At 61.7% G+C, this 23,236-nt stretch carries 21 protein-coding genes and 2 pseudogenes; 7 read left to right on the plus strand and 16 right to left on the minus strand.

All coding sequences use genetic code 11. The features are described from left to right. Window positions 1–538: 538 nt before the first annotated feature. Complete coding sequence (locus ASE59_RS16675) at window positions 539–1,282, plus strand: hypothetical protein (protein WP_156360143.1); 744 nt, start codon at window positions 539–541, stop codon at window positions 1,280–1,282. Between the two features lie 46 nt (window positions 1,283–1,328). Here the strand turns inward: ASE59_RS16675 and ASE59_RS16680 are convergent, their stop codons facing one another. The 9 genes from ASE59_RS16680 to ASE59_RS16710 all read right to left on the minus strand — a co-directional run bounded on the left by ASE59_RS16680 (window position 1,329) and on the right by ASE59_RS16710 (window position 11,022). Further along, entirely contained in the window at window positions 1,329–1,778 is a 450-nt protein-coding gene (locus ASE59_RS16680) for a hypothetical protein (protein ID WP_156360144.1), read from the minus strand. A 66-nt stretch (window positions 1,779–1,844) separates the two neighbouring features. After that, complete coding sequence (locus ASE59_RS19960; protein WP_156360145.1) at window positions 1,845–2,462, minus strand: hypothetical protein; 618 nt, start codon at window positions 2,460–2,462, stop codon at window positions 1,845–1,847. 36 nt (window positions 2,463–2,498) lie between these two features. Next, window positions 2,499–3,308, minus strand: a complete 810-nt coding sequence (locus tag ASE59_RS19965; RefSeq protein ID WP_156360146.1) for a hypothetical protein — start codon at window positions 3,306–3,308, stop codon at window positions 2,499–2,501. A gap of 3 nt (window positions 3,309–3,311) precedes the next feature. Then, on the minus strand, window positions 3,312–4,466 hold the full coding sequence (locus tag ASE59_RS16685; protein WP_200913331.1) for a patatin-like phospholipase family protein: 1,155 nt from the start codon (window positions 4,464–4,466) through the stop codon (window positions 3,312–3,314). After that, a complete protein-coding gene (locus ASE59_RS16690; protein WP_056458974.1) occupies window positions 4,463–5,188 on the minus strand; it encodes an N-acetylmuramoyl-L-alanine amidase in 726 nt (241 codons plus the stop codon). The genes ASE59_RS16685 and ASE59_RS16690 overlap by 4 nt, the downstream gene beginning before the upstream one ends. A gap of 12 nt (window positions 5,189–5,200) precedes the next feature. Continuing rightward, window positions 5,201–5,986: a hypothetical protein gene (locus ASE59_RS16695; RefSeq protein ID WP_056458976.1), complete on the minus strand. Its 786-nt coding sequence runs from the start codon at window positions 5,984–5,986 to the stop codon at window positions 5,201–5,203. After that, window positions 5,983–7,488 carry a hypothetical protein gene (locus ASE59_RS16700; RefSeq protein WP_056458979.1) on the minus strand — a complete coding sequence of 502 codons (1,506 nt, stop codon included), beginning with the start codon at window positions 7,486–7,488 and terminating at the stop codon, window positions 5,983–5,985. Before ASE59_RS16700 ends, ASE59_RS16695 begins: the two co-directional genes overlap by 4 nt. Further along, the gene (locus tag ASE59_RS16705) at window positions 7,481–9,271 is read right to left on the minus strand and encodes a hypothetical protein (protein WP_156360147.1); all 1,791 of its coding nucleotides are present in this window, start codon (window positions 9,269–9,271) and stop codon (window positions 7,481–7,483) included. Before ASE59_RS16705 ends, ASE59_RS16700 begins: the two co-directional genes overlap by 8 nt. A gap of 272 nt (window positions 9,272–9,543) precedes the next feature. Further along, a complete protein-coding gene (locus ASE59_RS16710; RefSeq protein WP_056458984.1) occupies window positions 9,544–11,022 on the minus strand; it encodes a peroxidase family protein in 1,479 nt (492 codons plus the stop codon). A 503-nt stretch (window positions 11,023–11,525) separates the two neighbouring features. On the opposite strand from ASE59_RS16710, the pseudogene ASE59_RS16715 reads away from it, so the two are divergent. Continuing rightward, window positions 11,526–11,879: pseudogene (locus tag ASE59_RS16715) on the plus strand (IS3 family transposase); the annotation flags it as partial. Between the two features lie 910 nt (window positions 11,880–12,789). Here the strand turns inward: ASE59_RS16715 and ASE59_RS16720 are convergent. After that, window positions 12,790–13,419 carry an SOS response-associated peptidase family protein gene (locus tag ASE59_RS16720; RefSeq protein WP_056458987.1) on the minus strand — a complete coding sequence of 210 codons (630 nt, stop codon included), beginning with the start codon at window positions 13,417–13,419 and terminating at the stop codon, window positions 12,790–12,792. A gap of 116 nt (window positions 13,420–13,535) precedes the next feature. Between ASE59_RS16720 and ASE59_RS16725 the strand changes: the two genes are divergently transcribed. After that, window positions 13,536–13,901, plus strand: a complete 366-nt coding sequence (locus ASE59_RS16725) for a hypothetical protein (RefSeq protein WP_056458989.1) — start codon at window positions 13,536–13,538, stop codon at window positions 13,899–13,901. Window positions 13,902–14,339: 438 nt separating this feature from the next. Here ASE59_RS16725 and ASE59_RS16730 read toward each other — a convergent pair whose 3' ends face one another. The 3 genes and pseudogenes from ASE59_RS16730 to ASE59_RS16735 all read right to left on the minus strand — a co-directional run. Then, window positions 14,340–14,750 carry a hypothetical protein gene (locus ASE59_RS16730; protein ID WP_056458991.1) on the minus strand — a complete coding sequence of 137 codons (411 nt, stop codon included), beginning with the start codon at window positions 14,748–14,750 and terminating at the stop codon, window positions 14,340–14,342. After that, window positions 14,740–15,033 (minus strand): hypothetical protein, encoded by a 294-nt coding sequence (locus ASE59_RS19975; protein WP_156360149.1) that lies wholly within the window; start codon window positions 15,031–15,033, stop codon window positions 14,740–14,742. Before ASE59_RS19975 ends, ASE59_RS16730 begins: the two co-directional genes overlap by 11 nt. Continuing rightward, a pseudogene (locus tag ASE59_RS16735) lies at window positions 15,033–15,811 on the minus strand (IS3 family transposase); the annotation flags it as partial. The pseudogene ASE59_RS16735 and the gene ASE59_RS19975, both read right to left, overlap by 1 nt. Window positions 15,812–16,232: 421 nt before the next feature. Between ASE59_RS16735 and ASE59_RS16740 the strand changes: the two are divergent. The 3 genes from ASE59_RS16740 to ASE59_RS16750 all read left to right on the plus strand — a co-directional run bounded on the left by ASE59_RS16740 (window position 16,233) and on the right by ASE59_RS16750 (window position 20,152). After that, on the plus strand, window positions 16,233–16,742 hold the full coding sequence (locus ASE59_RS16740) for a MucR family transcriptional regulator (RefSeq protein WP_056458993.1): 510 nt from the start codon (window positions 16,233–16,235) through the stop codon (window positions 16,740–16,742). A gap of 451 nt (window positions 16,743–17,193) precedes the next feature. Then, window positions 17,194–19,734, plus strand: a complete 2,541-nt coding sequence (locus ASE59_RS16745) for an MBL fold metallo-hydrolase (RefSeq protein ID WP_056458995.1) — start codon at window positions 17,194–17,196, stop codon at window positions 19,732–19,734. A 226-nt stretch (window positions 19,735–19,960) separates the two neighbouring features. Then, complete coding sequence (locus ASE59_RS16750) at window positions 19,961–20,152, plus strand: hypothetical protein (protein ID WP_056458999.1); 192 nt, start codon at window positions 19,961–19,963, stop codon at window positions 20,150–20,152. A 379-nt stretch (window positions 20,153–20,531) separates the two neighbouring features. On the opposite strand, the gene ASE59_RS19365 is transcribed toward ASE59_RS16750, so the two are convergent. The 3 genes from ASE59_RS19365 to ASE59_RS16760 form a co-directional block, all read right to left on the minus strand. Continuing rightward, window positions 20,532–20,948, minus strand: coding sequence for a sigma factor-like helix-turn-helix DNA-binding protein (locus ASE59_RS19365; protein WP_082458534.1), 417 nt, complete (start codon window positions 20,946–20,948; stop codon window positions 20,532–20,534). 91 nt (window positions 20,949–21,039) lie between these two features. Beyond that, entirely contained in the window at window positions 21,040–22,203 is a 1,164-nt protein-coding gene (locus ASE59_RS16755) for a hypothetical protein (protein WP_056459002.1), read from the minus strand. A gap of 4 nt (window positions 22,204–22,207) precedes the next feature. Further along, a complete protein-coding gene (locus ASE59_RS16760; protein WP_056459004.1) occupies window positions 22,208–22,576 on the minus strand; it encodes a hypothetical protein in 369 nt (122 codons plus the stop codon). A gap of 267 nt (window positions 22,577–22,843) precedes the next feature. On the opposite strand from ASE59_RS16760, the gene ASE59_RS16765 reads away from it, so the two are divergent. Next, window positions 22,844–23,110 (plus strand): hypothetical protein, encoded by a 267-nt coding sequence (locus tag ASE59_RS16765; protein WP_156360150.1) that lies wholly within the window; start codon window positions 22,844–22,846, stop codon window positions 23,108–23,110. Window positions 23,111–23,236: the final 126 nt, after the last annotated feature.

The raw sequence follows: 23,236 nt of genomic DNA on the forward strand, positions 1-23,236 counted from the left end.
TCCCTTCAAGGGCCGGTCTCTAGTTCAACGTGGATGAAGAAACGGGGGTCACGTCACAGCCGAACTAGGATTCGTCGCTCGGCATCATCTCGCGATCGAGGATGCTCTGAATTGGTCGACGCTGACAGGACTGCACCACTCCACCCTTTCCGACAGGATCAAAGCGAAGGACGGGTCGAGCAGTTCCTTTTTCTCCGATAAGCTCGACGAATTCCGACGGCAAACCAGTGAGCGAATTTCGCGGAATAGTCTTGCGATCAATACGGTTCCTGACCTTGCAATGTTCGGGGCGCGTGACTCATCCATAGCTTCCCGACTCACCGATCTTCGAACGGGTTCTTCGGGATTGGTCGTCGACAAGCTGTCCGCTATAGATAACGCGCTTCGTCACAAGGCCTCATTCGACGTTTCGCTGGGTTCCAGCTCTGTTGGAATTGCGCCGGCACTGTCCCAGTACGCCATCGCGATCGAGAAGGTAGAGGATGCGATCCGTCGGGCTGGCTCGGTGTACGAAGCGTTTCCATGACTCAGGGTCGCAATGGAAGCGAAATCGCGTCTAGGCCTACATCTATCGAAATCGCTGGTCTCCGTACTAGGGGGAGCAAAACCTTTCTATACACTTAGCGACCTTGACCGCCACTCTCTTCTGAAGATGAGCGGGCGGGGGTTTGGAACGTTGGCTGCAATAGGTGTTGAGGGAAGGGGGCCTGTCGGCGCGATTTCGGACCTTCTCGCCGCCTACGGCGAGTTGGATCGGCCGCCTGGCTTCGACATGGTAGCAGCCGTTCCCGAAATATTCGACACGACGGACGACGTCCGGACGATTGTAAAATCGATCGAGGGCGCTTGGGATTGGTTGGCTGGACAACTGGCAGCGACATCTAAGACCGATCTCGTCACGACCCAAGGGCTCGTCGCGTTGGCCAGTCTACTCCTCGCATTTTGGAGTGTCATCGTGGCGCAACTCGACTACAAAGGAAGCGCCGAAGACCCTACCAAGGCGCAGATCGAACAAATTCGCCAGGAGATACGGAACGCGGCGAATGAAGCGGTAAGAAGAGATGACGATCGCGAACGACATATCCGTTCTATCGATCGCCCCGCACCTCTTCGGGACGAACCGGATGGCCGGTCGCAGTTGCGACGTACGGTCTTCCCGGACCAACTAATTCGGGTGCGCGACACTCGCGGGTTATGGGCGTACGTCGAAGTCTACGACTACGCCTCAAATCAACCGATAAGCGGCTGGATCAGTCGGGCAAGACTACGGCGCCGGAACTAGCAGTCCAATCGTATCTCCCAGAGGCGGCATCGGGCGACACGCCCGCTTATACCAGAACAGCCGTGCCGATACACGCGAAACCCCAAGGAACTGTGCTGTTTGCCAGGCCAGGGTTGGCTGCGAGGATCGGAGCGGATGCCGTCAGTCCATCCCTTCGAGCAATATCGTCGGCACGGTCCTGCTCGACCGTGTGGCCGGTCATTTTTTTGCGCGTGATGCCGTGCCGGGCGAAGAAACGGTGCAGCGTCGCGATTGCCACCGTCACGCCGGCCTGGCTCAGCTCGCGACGCTGCTCGTCCAGCGTGATGTCGCGCCGCGCTTCGTGCACCGTCAGCATTGTCTCCCGATGCGCCTCGATCCGCCGCGACCGCGTGTCCCCGTCCTGCGGCTTGGAGGCGTAGGTGCCCGTGTTGCGGCGCTGGCCATGCCACCGGATTACCCTCGCGGCAGCCACACCAAAACGCGCCGCCGCAGCCCGGAAACTCGCGACGCTCACATCAATGTGTCCTGACCCTAAAATGTCCTACCCTAAATCGAGATTATTATTAAGTTCACGGTACCCTCAAATTCTCGACAAAACCGCCCATTTTAGTAACCTGTAACTCCACTCTGCTCGCTTGGCGACGTAGAAGCCGAAACATATCAGTAACGCGGAAAATGCAGCGAACGCGGCTACGCCATGAATTTTCCAGTTGCTGTAGCAGGTAATTAGGAAGAGGACGACCGAGAACGTCCTGAAGAATTTTTGTGTTCCTTCGAGCCGATCCAATTCGATCGATGCCGCAGGGCACGTCCGCCTGAGTTGGTCTCCCCAAAAACTCTTGTTGCTCCATAGTGCAGGTAACTTTGAGCCCGGTAAAGCAGCCTCAATAGCACTATTCTTGGCGTCGGTGGCAAGGATGTCAAAACAGGCAAAGCGTTCCCGCCGCGTTCCACGGACGAGCCAAGGTTCCAAAAGATCGTAGATGAAGTCCAAGGCGGCCCCAAAGGCATACACTACACTGCCAAGACCGTACGCCAGTGCTGCAAATAGCAGAATATCCCCGCCAGGAACAAGGTTGGTAACAGGAATTCCTAAAGATTTTTTGCCAGCGGCCATTATGGCGTAAAGAAGTACGGCGCCAGGAACGAAGACGGCAATGAGGTCCCGAAAGCCGAGCGAAAGATCCTGTGGTTTCAAAAGCGATCCTTGTGCGTCAGGAATTTTTGTACTGGGTTATGGTAGAGGTTTGCGTAAGTCGTCCGCTTTAACCCAACCTCTATCCGGTTGGGCGAACGCATCGGTAAATCCGGCGCGTCGAAGCATCTGCGCCCGGTTCTGCGCATCGTTCTTTGATTTATCCGTGCCCGAAGTAAGAGCGAAGCTGTTGCTAATTCGTGTGCGGTAGACGTGAACGTCGTTCGGCGGCAGTCCCGCGCGCTGCAACCACTGGTTCAATTGTCGCGCAAGCGCGCCAACCGCATCGGGTGCAGTTTGCGGCAGGGTGCCTACTACGGCAAACCAGCGATCGGAGACTGGCGGGGTCCCTGTCTCCGCCGCTGCAACGCCAGCGTTTTGGGCTGCCGCGACAGGTGAGTTCAAATAGACTTTTGGATCCTGCTGTGACAACGCAGTGCTGGCAACCTGTTCAGTTTCGGCGGCGATTTTGGCAAGACGAAGCTGTCCCAGTTGAGACACACCGCGACAGAGCCGCGCATTGGCACCAGTTCTAAAGTCCGTATCCGCGGGATCGTCGCAATAATCGATCGCTGTAGTCAGGTTGAGACGCGTACGCAGGTCGGGCGGCAGTTGTTCGAGAATGAATTGAGCTTTCGCGCGTCGAATTGTAGCGGCGTTACGAGCGTCCGTGATGCGAGCAAGTTCGGCATCGTGCTCAATCGTTCTTTGCAGCGCTTTCTCGGCACGCGTCCGCTCGCCATGTGTCAGCACCAAGGCGGCAACGCTGACGAGCATGCCGGCTGTTGCGATCAGCGTTTTCGACCAGAAATCTGCCCATTCGGTCCATGTCTGCGGTGCAGTGGCCATGGTTCAGACGCCTGTCGCCGGATACGGAAAAGCTGTGGGCTGCGAAAGTGTCGGGTCGACATGACTGCGTACGGCGGCATCGCAGATGGCATATCCCCAGTTAATCAACCGATCCTGTGTGCGATCATCGAGCCGCTTCAGCCGCGTCGGCACCCCCGCCAGTTCCGCCACCGCCGCCGGTGGGCACGCAAGCCCCGGCGCCCGGCCGGCATAGCGTTCGAACGGCGTGCCGATCCCCCAATAGGCACCGTCGCGTCCACCCGGCGCGTCGGCACCGGCGCGAAAGGCGGCGACGATCGCGCGCTTGCGCAGCGCGCGGACCTGATTGTCGATCACGTCGAGCACGCGATAGGCATGCCGTGGCCAGTCGGTCTTCGGCTCCTCCTCCGAATTCAGCCGCGCGCCGCCGTCGCTGACGAAGAGCGTGCGATAGCGTTTCCAAGCCGTCTCCAGCCCCATATTGTCGTAGACTCCACCATCGGTCAGCACGACCTGCGTAGTGAACGGCGGCCGCTGGAGATCGGCGGTCTTGTCGGGCGTGATCGCGCCCGGCGCCAGATCGATCTCGATCGGGGAAAGGACCGGCGGAAAGGCGGAAGAGGCGGCGACGGCGGTTGCGAGCGACAGGTCGGGGTGCGGCACGCGCCCGACGCGCCAGTCGCCCATATACGGCTTCGAAAAGCGCCACAGCACCCCCGACTGGACGTTGGTCGCGTTGATGACGAAACGCGGCGCGTTGGGCAGGTCCTGCAACGTCGCATCGCCGAACAGCGCCTTGCGATAGGCCGCTGCCACGCGGTCGCCGATGCTGCCGGGCAGGAAGATGCCACCAACGATCGCATCGGCATCCAGCGTCCGCCCGGCCAGCGCCCGCACCGGGACGACCACCTGTTCGATCAGCCGGTTTAGCGCGCCAGGCGTGCCCGGCTGTACCCGATGCCAGCACATCGCCAGCCGCGCGGCCGTGATCGACCCGCCGGACACGCTCGACACCCGCTTGACCCGGCTGAGGATGCCCGCCTGTTCCAACCGCCACAGCACACCCAGATGGAACAGCATCGCGCGATAGCCACCGCCCGAAAGGCACAGCGCCTCGCCATCCTCCGGGGCGTCGTCGGGTTCGGAACCGTTCAGCGGATTAGGCAGGGTCTCGCTCACCGATGCACTCCTTCCACCGAGTCCGGTTCGCCGTGATCGTCGTCCGGCTCGCCGGCGTCGACGGCATGGTCCTCCATCACCTCCGGCGCGACCTCCGCCGCCGGTACTGCCGCGCGCGCCAGCAACGGCGCGACGCGAGGGTCGGTGCGGTTGGTCGGCGCACCATCGGCGTCGAAGGTTGCGAACAGGACGTAATCGGCCTCGGCCTTGCTATAGCCCGGATCCCAGTGATTGTTGTCGGGCACTTGGCTGTGCCCGAAATGGCCACCCTGATTTCCCCACAGGTCGCAGTCGCGGCGATGGCCGCCCGGATCGCGCCCGCCCACCGCCGGATTGGGCGGTCCGGCGGGCCAGACCTGCGGGATGCCGTGCGTCTTCTCCAGCCAGCGGCACAGGCGGGCGACGTTCTTCAGCGTCGCGGTCCGTTTCGGCGCGCCGGCAAAGCCCACGACCTCGATCTGCACCGCGCTGTCACGGTTCGTCTCAGGCGTGCCGCGCGGATGGCGCAGCGCGCGCGCCGCCACATCGGTATCGATATGCTGGTAGATGGTCGTGCCGTCGACGGTGAAATGGGGATCGGACCGGTTCGCCTTGTACGCGCCGAACGCGCCGGTCGCGCTCGACCCTTCGGTCGTGTGATGGACGATCTTGTACGGACCGCCCAAATGCCGGCCGGAGGGGCCGGTGATCGGGTGCGATTTGGCAAACGGGCATTTGGCCATGGTCGTCGTTCCTTAGACGGCGGGAAGCGGGGGCAGCGGGATCGCGCTGATGAACGCCGCGCGGTATGCGATCACCCGCGCCCGCAGCAGCGGCGCGATGTCGCGCATCGTCGCATCGTCGAGCGCCAACGTCCCGCGCCGCGATTGCAGCGAACTCTCGTCGGCATGTAGCTTGAAGAACAGGATCTGGGTGACGGTCTTGTTCGCCGTCAGCGCGAAGGCCATGATTTCGACCACCGCCGTCCCGTCGGCCTCGTGCCGCACGGTCGCCACTTGGAACCGCCCGGCGCGGGCATGTTGCGTCTCGCGGTTGAACAGGGTGATGAGCGGCGAATCCTTGCTCATCGTTCCCAGCGCCTTCAGCGTGGTTTCCACCAGCTTGATCGCGATCGGTGCGCCGGTCAGCAGCACCCCGACCACCTCGAGGATCGCTTTATGCACCTCCAGGCCCTTGCCCTCAAACGCATAGGTGGTCCCGTCATTGGCGAGCGTGCGCCACCCGAAGCTGCCGAGCGCACCGACATAGGTATCGAACCAGCCGACCGGATCGCCTTCGCCCGGTACCTTCGCATTGGCCATGAACTGGGCGAGCAACATGCTATCGGCGATCGCCTGCCGGTGTTCGCCAGCGATGGCGGTCGCGAAGCTGACCACGTCGGACCCGACCACCAGCGCCTGCGGCGTACCGCCGGTCAGGACCGGTGCGGCGGCCGGCGCCATGCCTAGCATGACCGGCGGTTTGGGCGGCAGCGGGGCCGCCGCGATCGCGGTGCGTACCTGTTCGAGATCGAAGGTCATAGCGTCGTTCCTCCCTCTTCGCCGCAAATGCGATAGTCGACGAACAGCGCGTTCTCCTCGTTCAGCCGCGCCAGAAAGTCCCCCGATACGGGATAGGGGCGCACATCGGGGTCGTCGCGCCAGCGACGGTCGCCCCGGATCAGCCGTCCGCATGTGGCGTTGAGCAGCGCACGCTTAGTATTGCCCGCCGGCATCTGCCATCCGCGCGCGGGCAGGCGGGCGAACGCCTCGTCGGTCGAAACCATCGCCACCAGCGACGGATGCGTCATCAACGCGAGACCGCGCCCTTTCAGCGTCGCGTTGTGGCTGCCATGATGACCGACCTTATAGAAACGGGTGCGGGCGAGGATGCGGGCCGCCGTTAGCGTTCTGCTGCCCAGCTTATAGGGCTGGTCGTGCCACGATTCCCAGTTGCCGACCTGTGCATCGCCGGGAAACAGCATGAAGTCACCGCCGGGCAGCGCGAAGGCGATGACGAGGCTGGTATTGTTGGTGTCGCTGTCCAGCTTCAGCGCGAAGTCGCCCGCCGCCGCCAGCCAGTCACCATCGATCCGGCGACGGGTCTGTTCCTTCGCATCCTCGCTCTTCGTGAGCGGATCGGGGGGTTGTGTCCCGTAATATCGGTCGCGCAGCCAGCGGCGAACTTCGTCGTCCACCTTGGGGTTCGTCACCTCCGTCTCGGTCAACCGCCGTTCGGCTGGTGCGAAGGGCGAATGCTTGCTGCGATCCGCGCGGGGGTCGGCGAGCGCTTCGTCGAGCAGCGCGTCGGCCGATCCGGACGGGGCGGCATATACCTCGTCATCCCGTTTGGTAGGACGGTCCTTGAACAGCCGTTGGCTGCGCGGCGGAGCGAGGACGATCGCGGTCAGCGAAACATCGCCGGGGGTTGCGAGGACCGCGCCGGGGCCGAGATAGCGCACGTCACGCGCGGCGCGGCGCAGCCGGTCGAGAACCGCACCGGTAGTCATGCGCTTGGTTGTTGAAATGGGTGCGGCGGCAATGAACGCGTCTAGCCCCGCCAAGAGTCCCCTTGGCGCGGCGGCAAAAGCGCTGCCGGGCCGCTTGTTGCCGACCTGTTCGGCGATCACCTTCAGTTTATCGCGAGAGTGGTCGAAACGTTCGCGAATATCGCTCGCCTGCCGGTCGTCGGGATCCTCGGTCCATGCCATCCACACCGTGTCGATCTGCATCGCGCCGCCGAAGAACAGGCTGGCGGCATGTGCGAACCCCGACAGGTGGTCGGCGTGTTGGTGGGTGGTAATGACGAGGTCGAGCCGGCCGCCGCACGTCGTCCGGATATCTTCGGCAATGGCCCGCATCACACCTGGTGCATCGGGGGTACCGGTCAGCACGCCGCAATCGATCAGAATGAACGACTTCGCGCTGCCCGCCTGCAGCCGCAACAGGAAGCAGTCGCCCAGCAGGCCGCGCCGAACCTCGTCGCCCGCGTCCGCTGGCTGCGGACCACGGTACATGCGGACGGTGACGGTCGGTTCATCCATTGTGGGCCCCATCGTCGCGGTGGACCAGCGCGAACGGTTCGGTGACGTCGTGCCCCCGCCGCGCGAAGGCCATGCCGAGCGGACTGCCGGTATGGAAGGCGCGCTGTTGCTCCAACCGGACGGAGTCGTCGATCCGCTTGCGGATGATTCGGCGGACGCGTCCGTCGCGCAGGTCGACGATAACCGTCGCACCGCCCCGGAACCAGAAATCCCGTTTTTCTGATGAATCTTTTAACGCGCGCGCATCGAAATCCGTATCGGCCTGTTGCTGCTGCTTCGCGTCATAAAATGCTCTCCGTCGCTGCGTCACATGAAAGATCAACTGGTGCAGTTCCTGCCCGTCCGGTCCTTGTCGGCGCGCTATTCGAGCGGTATTAACGGCGAAATCGGGTTTTCTCGATTTTTTGCTTTTCTTGGCATCGCCAGGATCGCTGCTGCCGTCATGAAGTGCAATCGTCGCATAGTCGTCGGTGACCATGCGGATGCCCAGTAGATCCTCCCATTCCTTATCAATCGGGTTGACGCCGGTCGGTACTACTCCGGTTTCAGGATCGGCGGATGATTGATTAAGCCATTGCCACAGCCATTTCTGGTTGTGGTTGATGATGTCGATTGCCTTTTCGCGGAGATTGCGGCGCTCAACGTTTCGCGACAGCGATGATCCGTAATGGTCGTTGCCGTCGAAGGTGATGCCGAACTGTAATCCGGCCAGCGCACCTTGCATCAACCCGTTGACCCGGTTTTCCGTCGCGAGATGCTTGTGGCCGGTAAGGTCGGGCTCGTCCCACATCAAACTGGCCGGAGCATAGGATATGCAACCTGGCACCGGGATGCCGCGTTTGCGGAACGCGTCGGCAAAGGCGACGCGGTAGCCTAACGGGTCGTCGGGGACGAGGTCGGCATCGGCGGTGATAATCGCGCGCAGATATTCGCCGAAGCTGTTGTCGACCGGCGGCATGTAGTCCAGACCTCGGACGCACATCCGCAACATCTGGTCAGCGGTTTTTGCTGCTTCGCGCGCCAGCCGCCGGGTTAGCTCGATCGGTAGCGGCGTCCCGCTGCCCGGACGATAGCCGGCCAGCCGCAAAAGGTCGGCGGTGCGCCGTTCGTAGATGGTGACGAACGCGTCAAAGATCGCTGCGACTAAGAATTGTCCCCGCGCATGGGGTTCGGAAACGTCCTCAAGCTTGTGGACGGATCCGCCCGTCGCCTCTTCAGCGATCAGTTGCAGCGCATAGCGTAGCGCCCCCGACCGGCCGGTTGCATGGCCGAACTGCGCGGCGATGCCAGTCAGGAGCCCGCTCGTCCTGAGTGAACCGGCCGACGCGGCGATCTCCTGTTCGACCACCTCGGTCATAGTGAAATGCTGGAACAGTGCGACGATGTCGGCGAACCCTTCGTGGAAGGCGAGCATGTCGGGGTTGGAGGCGTCGATGGTGCGCGATTGCAGGCCGTGCAGGATGGCGTGCGCCGTCTCGTGCGCGACGATGTCGTGCGACAGGCAGGTGAACACCCATTCCGAATCGCGCCCCGCCACCTCGTCCGACTTGAAATAGCCGAACAGCAGCGCGGTCTTGTCGGGGCTGTAATAGGCGTTCGCCTCGCGCAGCGCGTGCGGATAGATGCGCAGCCGCTTGACATAGCCGCTGCCGACACCCGGCTTGCCGGGCCTGGCCCACAGCACCGCCCGGCCAAGCGCACGCTCGAACGCGCGGATCGTCTTCATCGCGACCGCGAACACCATCTGCTGATGGAATTGCGGCCGCCCCTCGGCCTGCGGCAACCCGTCCTGCGCCAGCAGGTTGGGGTGGTTCAGGTCGACCGGCGCGTAGAACAGGCCGCAGGCGGGATCGTAATCGATCACCTCCAGATAATCGTTGCACGGTCCCGGCCCCAGCGCATCCTCCCACGGCGTTTCCCATGGCAGGTCGATCACCGCGTCGTTGGTGATCGCGGTTTCGAGCGTCACCGATGCGCGCGGGTCGAACGCGTAGACGCGCAGCCGCCGCCGGGCGGGTGGCCGCAGCCACGGCGGTAGGTCGCCGCCCGCCGCCATCAGGCCACGCCCGCGAACCGCAACAGGTCGACCATCGCAAAGCGGCGATGCATATGCGCGGTATCGATCGTCGGCAGGAATGGCCGCCAGTCCGGCTCCTGCGCGAGATAGGAGGCGCGATCGCCGTCGATCAGGCCAAGGATCACCTCCGCCACGATCCGCCCGCCGACCGGCCCCAGCCGTTCGCCGCTTTCGAGCGCCTCGGCCTCCTGCAGCACATAGAACCACAGCGGCGTATTCTCGTCCAACCCCCATGGCGCCAGCTTCGCGAGCTGACCGGCGGTCAGCGGTTCGATCTTCATCGCCTTCGCCACGCGCTGTCCCGACGGCAGCGAGAAGGTCAGGTGCCGCAACAGGTTGCGCTGCGCCAGCGACGACGGGTTCGACACCGGATTGGCCTGTCCGACGACCGTCGCGGGCAGGCGGAACAGGGCGGTCGACAGCATCGTGTCGATCTTCTTGTTGGGCTTTACCTGCCCGTCCTTGAAATCGAAGAAGGTCGGCCAGTCGACGAAGCGGCGGGGCGCCCGCACCGCGCCCGACAGATCGTCGGGATCGCCCGCGGGCGACGCGGTTTCGCGAAAGATCATCGCGAAGAACGCCGATCCATCGGCGTTGCCATGGAAGTTCGCGCGATAGGACGGGCGGACCTGGCTATGGCCGAAGCGATAGGCGCCGACCGCGAATTCGACCGGAATATAGGGTTCGTTGCGCCATTTGTAGAATTTGCGCCCGTTGACCAGGATGTCGTCGACCAGCGCGTCGCCGCACGTCTTGCGCAGGAATTCGTGGACGATAATCCATTGGTAATGCCAGCGGACGATGCGCTGCGCCTCCGGAAACACATCGCCGCCACCCAATCCCACTTCGTCGCGGACATGATCGACCACCGCATTGTGGAAGCGCAAGAACGCGACCTGCAACTGCGACAGGATCAGGTTTTCGTCGTCGCGCGGATCGCCGATCAGCGCGATCATCTGGCTGTTGCGCGGCACGTCGAACTTTCCCGGCGTGCCGGTGTCCTCCAGCAGGAACTTGTCGCCGTCATGCCGGTCGTAGAGGTGCGGACTGCCCCCCGGACCAGCGCCATAGACATTGTCGAGGCCGAGCGAGGGCGTGCGGAAATTGGCGATATGTTCGGGATCGGCCTGTCGTTCGAGGCTGGAGGTCGGATCGAACGTCATGTCGTGGTCGATGAACTGCCCGAGAAAGGTCATGCCTGCCGACATCTTGGGATTGTTGTTGTTGTGTTCGGACAGGTTGAGGTCGACGATCAGGTCCTTGGGATCGGCATCGAGCTTTTCCTTCGCGTCCATTGGCCCATCGACCGCGCCGATATCCATCAGCGCCTTGCGTATGCGCGGCGTGTCAGACGAAAAGGGCGGGAGCTTGCCGAACATCCGGCCGAACCGGCCCGAATCGTAATAGTCGGAAACCGGCGGAATGATATCGCGTGGATAGATGCCGTGGCGCGCCATGAACTTCCCCAAACTTTTCGCGAGGAACTTGGCAAAATCTATCTCGTATCGGAGGGCGCAGAAATACGCCAAATAGTGTATTTAAGTATTTGGCGGGTCATCGGTTTTATACCGCCTGTTGAAGGCTGCTAGAGCTGTTTTAGATCCATCCGGCTCGTTGAGTATCCACGAAAGAGCGATTTTCGGATTTAGGCTTGGAGGCGGTTTAGGAAGTCGGCAAGGATGGCGCGAGTGCTGTGACAGGATCGTCGGGATCCGGAAATCGTCGCGATTGATGGCGGGACGTCATGAGGGGCTGCGGCAGCGCGGTTTGGGAGAGCGCCGCAAGTGCAATTCGCCGGCGGCAGTTGGTCGTTAAGCACGGTAAGCCGGCAGCCAAGCCGCGAGTTGGCCACCACCGTGCCGCACGGATCGACGCAGACGCGACCGTCATCGTGACGCGATCGAGACAAATGACGACATTACGCTGGTCGAGTTGCAGGCCCTGCTGGCGAAGGGAGGTACTCATCACCGACGCACTGATGATGGCGACCCGGCAACGCGGAAAGCCCGATGCTCTGCTTCATCACCCGGACCAAGCCAGCAAATATACGAGCGAGAAGTTCAAGCGGCTGATGACGGACAAGGGTGTGACCTGCTCGATAAGCCGGTCGGGCAACGTCTGGGATGACGCGGCCATGGAAAGCTTCTCGTCGATGTAGACCGATCGGGTCGGACGCAAGACATATCGAACGCGCAATCACGCGAAGGCCGACGTGTTCGATTACATCGAACGCTTCTACAATCCGACGCGACGCCACTCGACCCTAGGCTATCCCAGCCCCAACGACTTCGAGCGGCAAGCGCAGCTAGCTTAACCTCGTGTCTGCAGAAACCGGCAGCAGCTCAGCTATACGTCCAGCGCACAAGTCGGTTAGCAAGGTTTTCTGGCCGATGAGCGTGAGCAGGGGGGGGGCAGGACGCTCATCGGCCGCGGCAAATAACCGCAATGGATGTAGTGGCACGCAAGGTGTCTGCTGGGGAAGCGCGATCATCGAGATAGTGCGGAACCGCTCCGTTGCTGAGCTTGGTGTTTAGAACCTTACCCCCACCAACGAGCTAACCGCCGTGCAAATCGTTCCGTATCTGTTGTATCGTGCGCTTCCCGCCTGCCGGGCGCCTCGACATGATACGGCAGCTTCCGATGCAGCATGACCTGCGTCTGCGTGCGGTTGCGCGCGCGATTTACGACGCCTGGTATCCGTCCGATGACTGAACACGGTTCGGATTCAACGAGGCGGAGCGCTACGGCACCGTGAAGTACCGACATGCAGTCGACGCGACTCAACAGGCGCGGTGTGTTTTGGTGGCGCGTGGCGAGCAACTGAAATTTGCGGTGCTTCCTCGACGCTTACGGGACATGGAAGCGCGCGATGCCGCCATAGATACTCGCGCTGACATCGACCTCATAATTCCCGTTGGTCAAGGAGCGTTGATTGCTTGCTGCTTCAAACCCGTCCGGCACCGTGGGGAAGACGATGCGGTTTATGCAACCGATCCCGTTACGTACGCGGCGTAATTCCCATAAAAACGCTGAGTCAACGCCCCGGACTGTTAAGTAGTCTATGCATGCGGGCGATCCGTCGTTGGCAGCGACATTAAACTCAATATGCGTGTTCGAGCGGACAACGACATTTATCGTGGCTACCGGTGAGCAGCTGGCCATCATCGGCGCTATTATCGGCGCGCAGAGCATAAGTTGTCGCATGCCGTATATCCCGTGTCCTGCTATCGACTTTTACGGGTCGGAAACACCGGCCCCCGCACCGTCATCGCCGCCGCGGCATACGGCCGCTGCAACTCGACCACCTCGTCATAGCTGCCCCGCAGCCACGTATCGCAATCCTCGGGCCGCAGGATCGTTATCATCGCCTTGGGGTGGATTGGCGCAACCAGCTCGTTCGGATCGCACGTCACCATCGTAAACCCGTTGCCCTCGGCCGTCTGCTGCCAGAACCCGGCCACGGCGAACGTCGGCTGATCGGTAACCTGAAACCACAATTCCCCTTTGATCGGCGGCTTGTCGTCGCCAAGGTCGTGTTTGTCCGGTTTCCATTCGCAGAACTCGGTCAGCGGGACGAGACATCGGTTCGTGGGGTCCGCCGCCAGCTTGCGCCACTGAGGCAGTTTGAGGTTGCGGACGTTAGTCATCGGCCACGCCGGCTCACCGCCCAGCACGTCCCAGGACATGATGTCCCAGCCGCGTTCGCCGTCCTGCTCACGAATCACATAGGCGCGCCCCTTCGGCCGCAATTCCTGTGGATTGAACCGGTTGTCGCGGGGGCGTTCGGGGAACAGCTTCGCGGCTGAACCGAACAGGTCGGCAGGTTCGCCGGCGAATCGAGCGCGGTCGCACATGGGCGTACGCTAACCGATCGCATGTGCGCTCCCAAGCATGGTCGGTTGGCGGACCGTTCGCCTTTACATAGGCTGAGCGCTGTCCGTAGCGAAGCTGACGCAGATGGAGCGGTTCAATGGCTGGCCTTATACTTTTCGGCGCATCAATGTTCCTCCCCTTGGCAACTCAGGCGTTGGTTACCCCGCCTCCCGTCTTGCGGCACGACAACCCGTCCGCTGCTGAGCATGATCGTCGGATCGAGCAGTCGATCGTATGCCGGAAGGACGATCATATTTCGGTAACCGTTACCAACGGACGCTTCACTGCCATACGGATTGACGGTCATGACGATCCTGAAGCGCTTGCAATGGCACAGAACGCCCTTGGCGACGCCAAAATCGCGTCATTCAACTTGAGCTGCTTTGCCTTTAGCGCGATGCTCGCCCCTTACGATCAGAACCAAGGACTCCTGGCGGCCTTGACGCTCCGATACGCCAAGTGACGTCACCCAGCGCACCGCGCGATGATCATCACTGCCGGTATCTTGATTGCTTCATCTTCGACCGACATCCCGAGACGATTATGTAAGGCGTGCATGGCAACGGAAGCGACGTTTAGCACGATCGTCCAGGGTTGCGAGACGCGCCGACACGGTCGCGACGCGACGGCTGCAACTGGCGGCGACGATCGCGCGCGCTGCCTGAACCGCAGGTCGCGCCCAAGCTTCCGATCGACGACGACCCCGGTGCCTGTTCGGTGCCGCGGGCCGGCGGATGGCGTCGTGGTGCCCGCCGGGCGCAGGACACGTTGCGAGCGAGGAGGCGAATCCATCTTGCAAAATGTCTGTTTCGTTGTCGATGCGGTAGTCTCCCCCTAGATAAGCGGCTATCACGGGAGAAGTATTAGGCCGTGGCGACGTAAGGTTCGCTGTATAATTCTGTTAGCGTGGTCTACAGCCCAGCATATGACAGATGATGAAAGTAGCTTCGTCGCCTAGAAAGTTTTGGAGCGCTGAAACCGCAGCAATTGACCAAGAGTGCATGACATCTGGGTGCTGGAAATCAGGACCATCTAGTATCAAGCGCCAGCCGCCTTCGCCGGTCTGAAGCCGATTCCGTCGGCGCAGGACATAGAGCAGCTGGTCGCTGGGACGCCTCACCACAAACCACGTCGTAGACAATCGTGTTCCGCGATACCGCTCGGGGATGCTTAGAAGGGCGCTATCGGCCTGCATACGCGCGAGAAACTCCGTCGTATGGATTGCCCGCGCCACCCGCGTATCGAACGCCACTGCCTCGTCAACGCTGCCGAAGCACCATTCCGGCCAATCGTCCTCTTCCTTATCGTGCATAGCGGTTGCTCCAGTCGACATGCTGGACTTCCACCTTCGGTCGGAACGGCCCAGCGAACTCCGGAAGGCAGTTCATCCATCTTTCTTCCGTCTCGCGATCGTTCACCGTGCGACACCAGGCGAAGCGAGCTGGATCCCAGCTATAGCCCCGGGCATGAAGATGGTGGCGAACGTTCGGTCGCTCGCGGCTAATGCGCACGGACCATTCTTTTCGACTGGCATTACGGATCAGAGAGGCGAGCACGGTCGTGTCGTCCGCGAGACGATTGCGCAACAGCGTCATCAACTCAGAGGAGTTTGCGTGATGTACTCGCGGGGCGAGCGGTAGCCTAGCGCCTTGTGCGGGTGGACCTCGTTGTAGTGGGTCAACCAGGCGGGGAGCTGCTCGATGACGGTACGTGCGTCGGGTGCACGCGGACGTATTCGCGCTTAAGCGTGCGCACGAAGGCCTCTCCCATGCCGTTTGACTGCGGGCTGCTGACCGGCGTGGTACGCGGGACGAGGCCGATGTCGCGCGCGAAACGCTTGGTGTCACGGGCGACGTAGGGGCTGCCGTTGTCGGTGAGCCACTCGATCAGCTCGGCGAGGCGGTTCACGGGGCCGAAGCGGTGCTCGACGGTGGCAACCATCAGGTCGCGGACGTCCTCGGCGGTGATGCCGGCGGTGGTGGCAACGTGCCCCATGGCTTCCCGGTCGCAACAGTCGAGTGCAAAGGCGACGCGTACCTTCTCGCTGTTGTCGCAGCCGATCTCCAGCGCATCGGAGCACCAGCGGGTGTTGCGCCGGTCGACGGAGACCCGGCCATCATGGCGCCGCTCCTCACCCTTGCCGCTATGGGGCTGGAGGAGCAGGCCGTGAACCTTCATGACGCGGTAGACACGCTTTGGATTGGGCGCTGCGCGCCCGGTCTGCCGGGCCTGGCGGCGCAGCAGGGCATGCACGCGGCGATAGCCATAGGTTGGCAGGTCGGCGACGAGCATCCTAATGTCGGCGACCAACTCGGCGTCGGGCAGCGGCGGTCGCCCTCGCGGCTTGGGCGGTGGCAATTGGCGGCGCTCTGCCGACTATGCCACGGGATTTACGGGGGCCCCAAGCACCGACGCCGGCGCTGAAAGGCCGCTTGGCGACGGCTTTGCCTCCAGCAACTTGTTCCATCGTCCTTACCTCGTACTGGCAAGGACCTGGATAACGCCGATACCGATCAGCATGTCGGGCGGTAGTCGGTCGCGATACGCACCATACGACAAATATCCGTCTAGGCACGTCGCGACCTTGGAATTTGCTGGCTGGAGCAGCATGTTGCATCCCTGTTGTCCGGCGTTCGACGGAAGAACCATTGCCAGGGTATCAATACGTAACGTATCCAATCCAAATTCCTGGATCGATACTATAGATCGATAATATTCGCATTGTCGTCAGACGCGCACGGACTATGTGTAGTCGACCGTCACGCGACGATCGATCCATTATCGGAAAGCCCCAATGATCACCGAAATCAACGCTACCGAACTTGCTACCGAGCTGACCATCGCATGGTTGGGCAACTCGAATACGCGGGTAGCCGCAGACGACGTTCCCGCGTTCCTTCAGTCGATGTATGCAACGGTGACCGGCCTTGGTGCACCCGCCGAAGATACGTCTCCGGAGCCTGCGGAGCCCGAATACACGCCAGCCGTGTCGGTACGAAAGTCGCTCGCCAGCAAGGACCACATCATCAGCATGATCGACGGCAAGCCGTACAAGACGCTTCGTCGCCACCTTTCCGGGCATGGTCTTACGCCGGACGAGTATCGTGCCCGTTATGGTCTGAAGGCTGACTACCCCATGGTCTCCGAGACCTACAGCGAGAGCCGCCGCGATATGGCCAAGCGGATCGGTCTCGGGCGCAAGCCAAAGGCGGCGTCGGAGGCCCCTGCGTCAGCAGAGGCTGCTGCCGCGACGCCGCCAAAGGGTCGTCGCGGAGCGAAGAAGGCGGAAGCCGCCGACGCTTGATAACGGGTGGAGCAGGGCGGGCGTTTGGTGCCTGGCAACTAGCCAGGCACCTGCGGACGGCACGGGCGACTGAAGCCGGTAACTTACGGCAGACGCCGTCCCTGAGCGTTGTCGTCGAGTTCCTAGCGGCAATTGAGCATCGACCCTGCTCCAATCGGCGACGCGCTGCTCACCGGGGCAGGTTGGGCCCGTCGACCTGACTGCTTCCTGTGGGTATGCGCGTCGGCAAGAGGCCGACTGTCGTACACATCACCGACAGTGGCGCAGTATCTGCCCGCCTTTGAAGCACATCTCATGCTGCGTAAACGCAGTGGCGCCATCCAAAACGCTCATGACAGGAGTAGCGCCGTCGTGCATATTTGCCCGAGGATCTTCTCACTGCCATCGAGCGTGAGCCGACATCGGACCGCGTGTCAGCCGACGGCGGATGGCTGAGTTTGGGGGAGTGGCGATGGCAACGCGTTCGGACACGTCGGAGGCGGCTGTCGAAGGCGACGCGCGAGCTCGCGGCACATATCACTTCCTCGACGTCGGCGGCGTCAAGTATGGCGAGTGCGTGCTGGTTGTCTTCGGCAACAAGCGCATTCTGATCGATGGCAGCCATCAACAGGACTACAGAGGGCAGGACGGCTACCGATCCATTCCTCAGCAGCTTTCCGACGTCCTCGGCGAGGCCGCTCCCCACGACATCGACCTGATCGTGGTGACGCACGGACATGCCGACCACGTGGGCTGCCTGCCCGAACTGTTCGAGAACGGCATCATCCGCCCGAGCTTCGCCTACGTCACCCATCCCAAGGCCGGCTTCGGACGCGCCATGGATGAGAGCGCTTCCGACGACGGCGGCAGCGCCACCCGGAAGCTGGAGGCGGCGTTGCGCGAGGAGGACGCGAGCGATCTGAGCGACGCCGAGCTTGCCGCGTTCATCGACGCCGCCGAAACGGTCGAGAAGAGATACAACAGGTTTCTCCTCGCGCTGGCCGAAGGTGGGGTCGAGGTCCACCTGCACATGGGCGGACCACTCCCGGACGCGATCGAGAAGCGCCTCTCCGGCACGGGGGTAGCCCTGTTGGGGCCATCGGAGGAACAGCTCCTTTTCTGTGCGGAGCAGATAGCGAAGTCGAACCGCGAGGCACAGGACGCGATCGCCGCCAATGACGTTCGCGACACGACGGAGGTCGTTGCACTTTACAGGGCTCTGACCAGCGCCAGGCCGGGAGACGCGGGATATACGCGCGGCAACGCCATGAACTGCCAGAGCATCGTGCTCGCCTTCGGCCCCGAGTCGAACCGAGTTCTTCTCGCGGGGGACATGCAGTTCGCGGAGCCCGGCGTGCGCAAGATCGAGGAAGCAGTGTCCAGGCTTCGAGCAGACGTGGTGGCCGCCGGGCCGTATGCGATGTTCAAGACCACCCATCACACGAGCCACAACGGACAGGACGAAAGTCTTCTCGACGAGCTCGGCAAGCCGCGGATCATCGTTCACAGCGGAGGCCTTCGGGATGAGGCCCATCCCTATCCGAGCGTTCTCGAGGCGCTAGAAGCAAGAAGGGGGCGCATTTTCGCGAGGACGGATCGGAACGGCCTGATAAGCGTGACGCCGGGCGCTGCGGGTGATCGCGAGGTGGTCGTGGCCAAGGGCGAGCTCAACGACTTCACGGCCAACGTGCTTCCGGACGAGACCCGCCCGGAGTCGGAGCCCACCGGTCCGAAGACGCTGGCCATGAGCCCGCCCTCCATAAAAACAGTCGCGGAGGTTGCTACCGCAGGGCCGCAGATCATCATCGTGAACCTGCCGCCAGGGCCGATCGATCTGACGGTCGCCGGCGTCGACATCATCGTGCGGAATCCGAAGGATCCCCGCGTCGCGAGGCGGTCGGTCACATTCGCCGCTACTACGGCTGCGTCTACTACGAGGGACGAAGGTGGCGATTTCGCCGGTCTGCTCTTCGCGAGCGATCCGGACCGATTGCGGCTCAACGTAGGCCGATCTGAGGCCGATGCCGCCATCGCCCGCATCGAAGAGCGGGGCGGGCAGTTCGTCAGCGGCAGCGGCGACGACTTCTCCGATCGCGTTGTAGCCGCGCTACGCGACGGCCGCCCGCATCGCGGAGTGGTCATCGTCGGAGGCTACGACGTCGTCCAACCCCACCGGGTGGACTGTCTGGATCCGGAACTGAGGCGCAAGCTGGGAGGCGATATAACCAGCGATCTCGATCAGTTCTGGGTTTGGAGCGATGCTGCCTTTGGAGACACGGACGATGACGGTCTGGCGGAGCTCCCCGTCTCCCGCGTTCCGGATGCGCGAGACGCCCGGATGTTGAAGGCGGCGTTTGCTGCCGCGCGGTCCGAAGTGGCTGGAAGATTCGGCGTCCGAAACGTGCATCGTCCGTTTGCGGACGAAATCTGGAAGGGCATGGCCGGCACCGGGGACATTCTCGTCAGCGAGCCGTTCCGAAGCGCCGATCTCGACCACGACCGCCTAGTCGCCGGAAATCACTACCACATGCTCCACGGCGAGCTGGACGACGGAACCATCTTCACCGGCGAGGACGCAGAAGGCTATCCGGTAGCGTTCGAAGTGAAGCAGGTGCCGACGTCGTTTTCCGGCGTCGTCTTTACCGGATGCTGCTGGGGAGCGCTCATCGTCGACGGCTCGGCGCTACGATATGTGGACCGCTTGCCGCCGCCGCGGGTAGTCGAAGCGTCGATCGCGCTCTCCTATCTCAAGGCTGGAGCGCAGGCGTTCATCGGATGTACCGGCGCGCACTACTCTGGACCGTCTGTGGATCGAGAGGCGAACTTCGCCATGGATCTGCACGAAGCGTTCTGGGAGCATTTCGCGCAGTCTGGTTCGGCCTCTCATGCGTTGCACTCGGCGAAGCTGGCGTTCGCGGAGTCGATCGTTCGGGGGACGCACCTGGACCCCCTCAGTACGGCCAGACGGCTGAAGAACCTGGCTCAGTTCACCTGTTTGGGTTTGGGCTGGTGAATGCTATATCGGATGCGTGAAAGGAAGGCAGATGGCAAAGGCTCCAGCTAAGCGACGCAGAGCGCTCGTCGAACGCTCCAAGAAGGCGGTTTCCTGCAAAAGGGCTAGTGGCGTTGCCTCCTCAAGTTCTACGCTCGTCCGGCCCGCGTCCATCCTCAGGGTCCAGATGCCCAATTGGAAGGTGGTGTCGAGCGCTTCAATCGTCGAGGAAGCAGGAGTTGGTGACATGAAGACCGATGGCGGACCTTCGCTTAAAAACCTTCGGTTGAAGTTTTTTGGTCAGCTGGATGCGAAGTCCGGAGCGATGTTGGCGGATGTGGACCACAGCGTGAAGACCGTCCGGATTCAGCCGAAGAGCGGCGGAGCGATGAAGACTGCCGACATTCGCAACGGCAAAGTCACGATCGTTCAGGGTTGAACTCGCTCGAGTTCGTGATGACCTCGGCGGTTGTCACTTGCGCAATGCTGAATGGGGACGAATGCTGTCAGGGCAGCTGTCGTTCCGCGACCAATATTCATTACCGATTCAGAATTCGCAGTCAATCTCTGGTTCATCAAGCGGCATATCCGAACAGGAGAAACCTCATCAGCACTTTGATAAAGGCATCCTGCCGCTGAACTGCTGCCTGCTACTCCGACGCCAAATTAAACCACATACCAGAACCTCCATAACCTTGTTGAGCACTATGCCAACCTGCGTGTTACTTGCGCCTACCGGAAGGTTTATATCCGCATGGCGTCCGGTTCGTCAGGCACAGGCTTTGTCAGGGCTGCACTAGGCCGCAACCCTTTGGCAGTTAACGAAGGCCTTCACGTCGCAGGACGTTCGACACAGTCGATTGAGATACGTCGAGGCGCTCCGCAATTTCTACTTGAGTCAAATCACGTTCGTAGAGTGCCACGATGTTCGCATCCCGCGCCGCCTTTTTGCCTTTACCTTTAGGTGTATAGGTCATTGTTGCCATCAATCCTGGCCCTACTACCTCTTGAGTGAAGGTTTGACCACGATGACCAACGGCAGTGGCCTTGGCGATGCCGGTCTCCTTGTTCACGGTGACCGTGAATTTCTTTACGCCTGGGTCATCTGAGAGGCGATCCGTCAATGCCTTCAATTCGGAGGCGAGCCCTGCGCTGCTAGCTATCGGAACGAGGGCTTTTAAGGTCTTCGATTCCTTATTGGAACGTAGTGGCTTCACCATTTTAACCGCCTTCATGGTAGATGTAATATTCCGCTACCAAAAATACCACACTTTGTTAGAGGTGACCACCCTTGACCCGGTGCCGCACGGTCCGACGGACTTGGCTCTATTGAGATTTTGCGTGCGGTCCGGACAATTGAACGAGGACGATCGCGTCTTGATGGGAAATTTCGTCTTTCGTCGGTGGCGCTGCATCGCGAAACACGACAAGCTTCGCACCTGCGGTGGTTGGGACCGCCTTCCCCTTGAACTTCAGTTCGAACGGCACCGTCAGTGGCCTGAGCACTTCCAGATTGTCTAAGAGCAAGCGGCAGGGATCGTCGGCGTTCGCGGTTGCGTCGACCGCCGCGGCACGGAGTCTCCAGATCAGGTCGATGGCGACCATCGCCTCGCGCTTCTCGCCGCTCTTCTTGCTATATAGCTCCCAAGCTAGCGGCTCGGTCACGGTCACGTCGAGCAGTCGCTTCACGGTCTTTCCAACCTTCGCGAGCACGGTCACCTGCAGCGGATGGGTGAACGGTGGTGCGATCGGGAGGCCAACCCGTGACAGGTCGCCGCTCATCTGCTGTGCTAGGTCCGCCGCGTAGAGGTCGCGCAGTCGCCCGATGCGGACGTAGTCCGTGCCGAGGATGCCTTCGCCGTCAAAGGCTACGCGAGGATGTGCGACTGGCCATTTTGGAGACCAGTCCACTTGGAACGACATCGGTAGCTCGCCCGGAGGGGCGCCCGGTCGATCGACGGAGATAAGATGGCTACTGGCGGCACTCGCCTTGCCGGGGACGCTGAGGCCGCCGCCCATCAGCAGGACGCCGTTTGCCTTCTCGCGACCTGGTATGAGATCGCAGACTGGCGTGATCGCGGCGAGGATGTCCGGCTGGGTCGGGTAATCCGTCGCGGACTGAGGCGTCGCTGGCTGGGCATCGGCTCTCGGTGCGTCCTGGTCGTTCGCCACAGAGGGCGAGGCTGCCGCCGCCTTGGCTAAGCCCGGTTCGGCTACCCCAGTGTCAAGCGGCGTGATCGCTGCCGCGGGCTGCAGAATGTGACGTCGGACGAACAAGTCGCCGGTGAGGATCTTAGCCGGAATGGAGTCTGCGAACGACTTCACCTTCGTCATCGTAACCGCAGAGTAGATCGCCGGCACTTCAGACATGGGCTGGAGGATGGCCGGCGGAACGGCCGCCTCCCGAATGGGCGCGATCAGATCAGCCGGACTTTGCGCAAGCCGGGCCTCAACGAAGCTGCCCAGATAAGCGTTGAACAACCAGGTCAAGTATTCAAGCAGCGATATCTTCTCTTCCGCAAGCCGATACTTCTGCAGATATGAGCTTGTCAGCCTTCATCTGAGAAATGCTCTCGGACGACCCGTCGCTGTAGGTGACGACGACGATCTTCGCGGAATCACTCTCCTCCGTTCGGCGATCGACCTCGTACCGGCGTCCGTCCGCCGAGCCGGCCCTCTGCGACAGCGCGGACTTCGCGTCGCCGCGTTGCGCCGAGGGTTCCTCGATCACCTCCGCCGTCCGGCTAGCAGCTTCCACGTCGGACTTGCGTTCATTCCGCTCTACGCCCTTCGCCATGTTGAGGGCGTTCTGCAGGCGGGAGATGGCGCTGATCCCGCTCGTGCTGCTGATGGACATGGTCATGACTCCGTATACGGATTTGTGACCAGAACCCTTAAGGGGAGATCGTTGAGAATGCGTTGATCTGCAGGGAAGGGTCGCGCTCGAACTGCCATCTCGGACGTCGTCCAACACAGAAGGGGCATCAGTATTCATCCGCGCCGCCATCGTTTTTTTTCGTGCGCCGGTTGGACGGAGAGCGGTGAGGTTTCCAATCGTCCGGGGTGATGGACGGCAATGTTCTTGTGGTCCCACGTTCGACATCTCGTTCCGCAAGGGAGATGGGTCGGCGTGTCCAACGTCAACCGAATGGGCGCGTACGTCACGTTCGGCATCGTGAACGTCGGTGAGGTTCCCATTCTCTCGGGGATGGTCGTGGATCGCAATGGAAACGCGCAACAGCGGAGCATCGATGGCGAAGTCCTTCTGCTTCCAGGTCAAAATCTTCAAGTGTTTGCGGTCGTCAATCATCCGGGCATTCATGCCAGTATACGGTTCAGTGAACTCTCCGGCAGAACGCGCGAGACGGCCATGGAACTTCGTCCTGCCACCAGCTGATGGGTCTTGGGTAGCTTGAAGGAGAAGAAGTAGCGTCGGAACGATCGAAATATCTAAAAACTGTCACTCTTTTAATCAATATGGAATCTATAGAACAAAGTATATCTCTGCCTACTGAAGCTATTT

Source organism: Sphingomonas sp. Leaf10, assembly GCF_001421245.1.
GTDB lineage: Bacteria > Pseudomonadota > Alphaproteobacteria > Sphingomonadales > Sphingomonadaceae > Sphingomonas.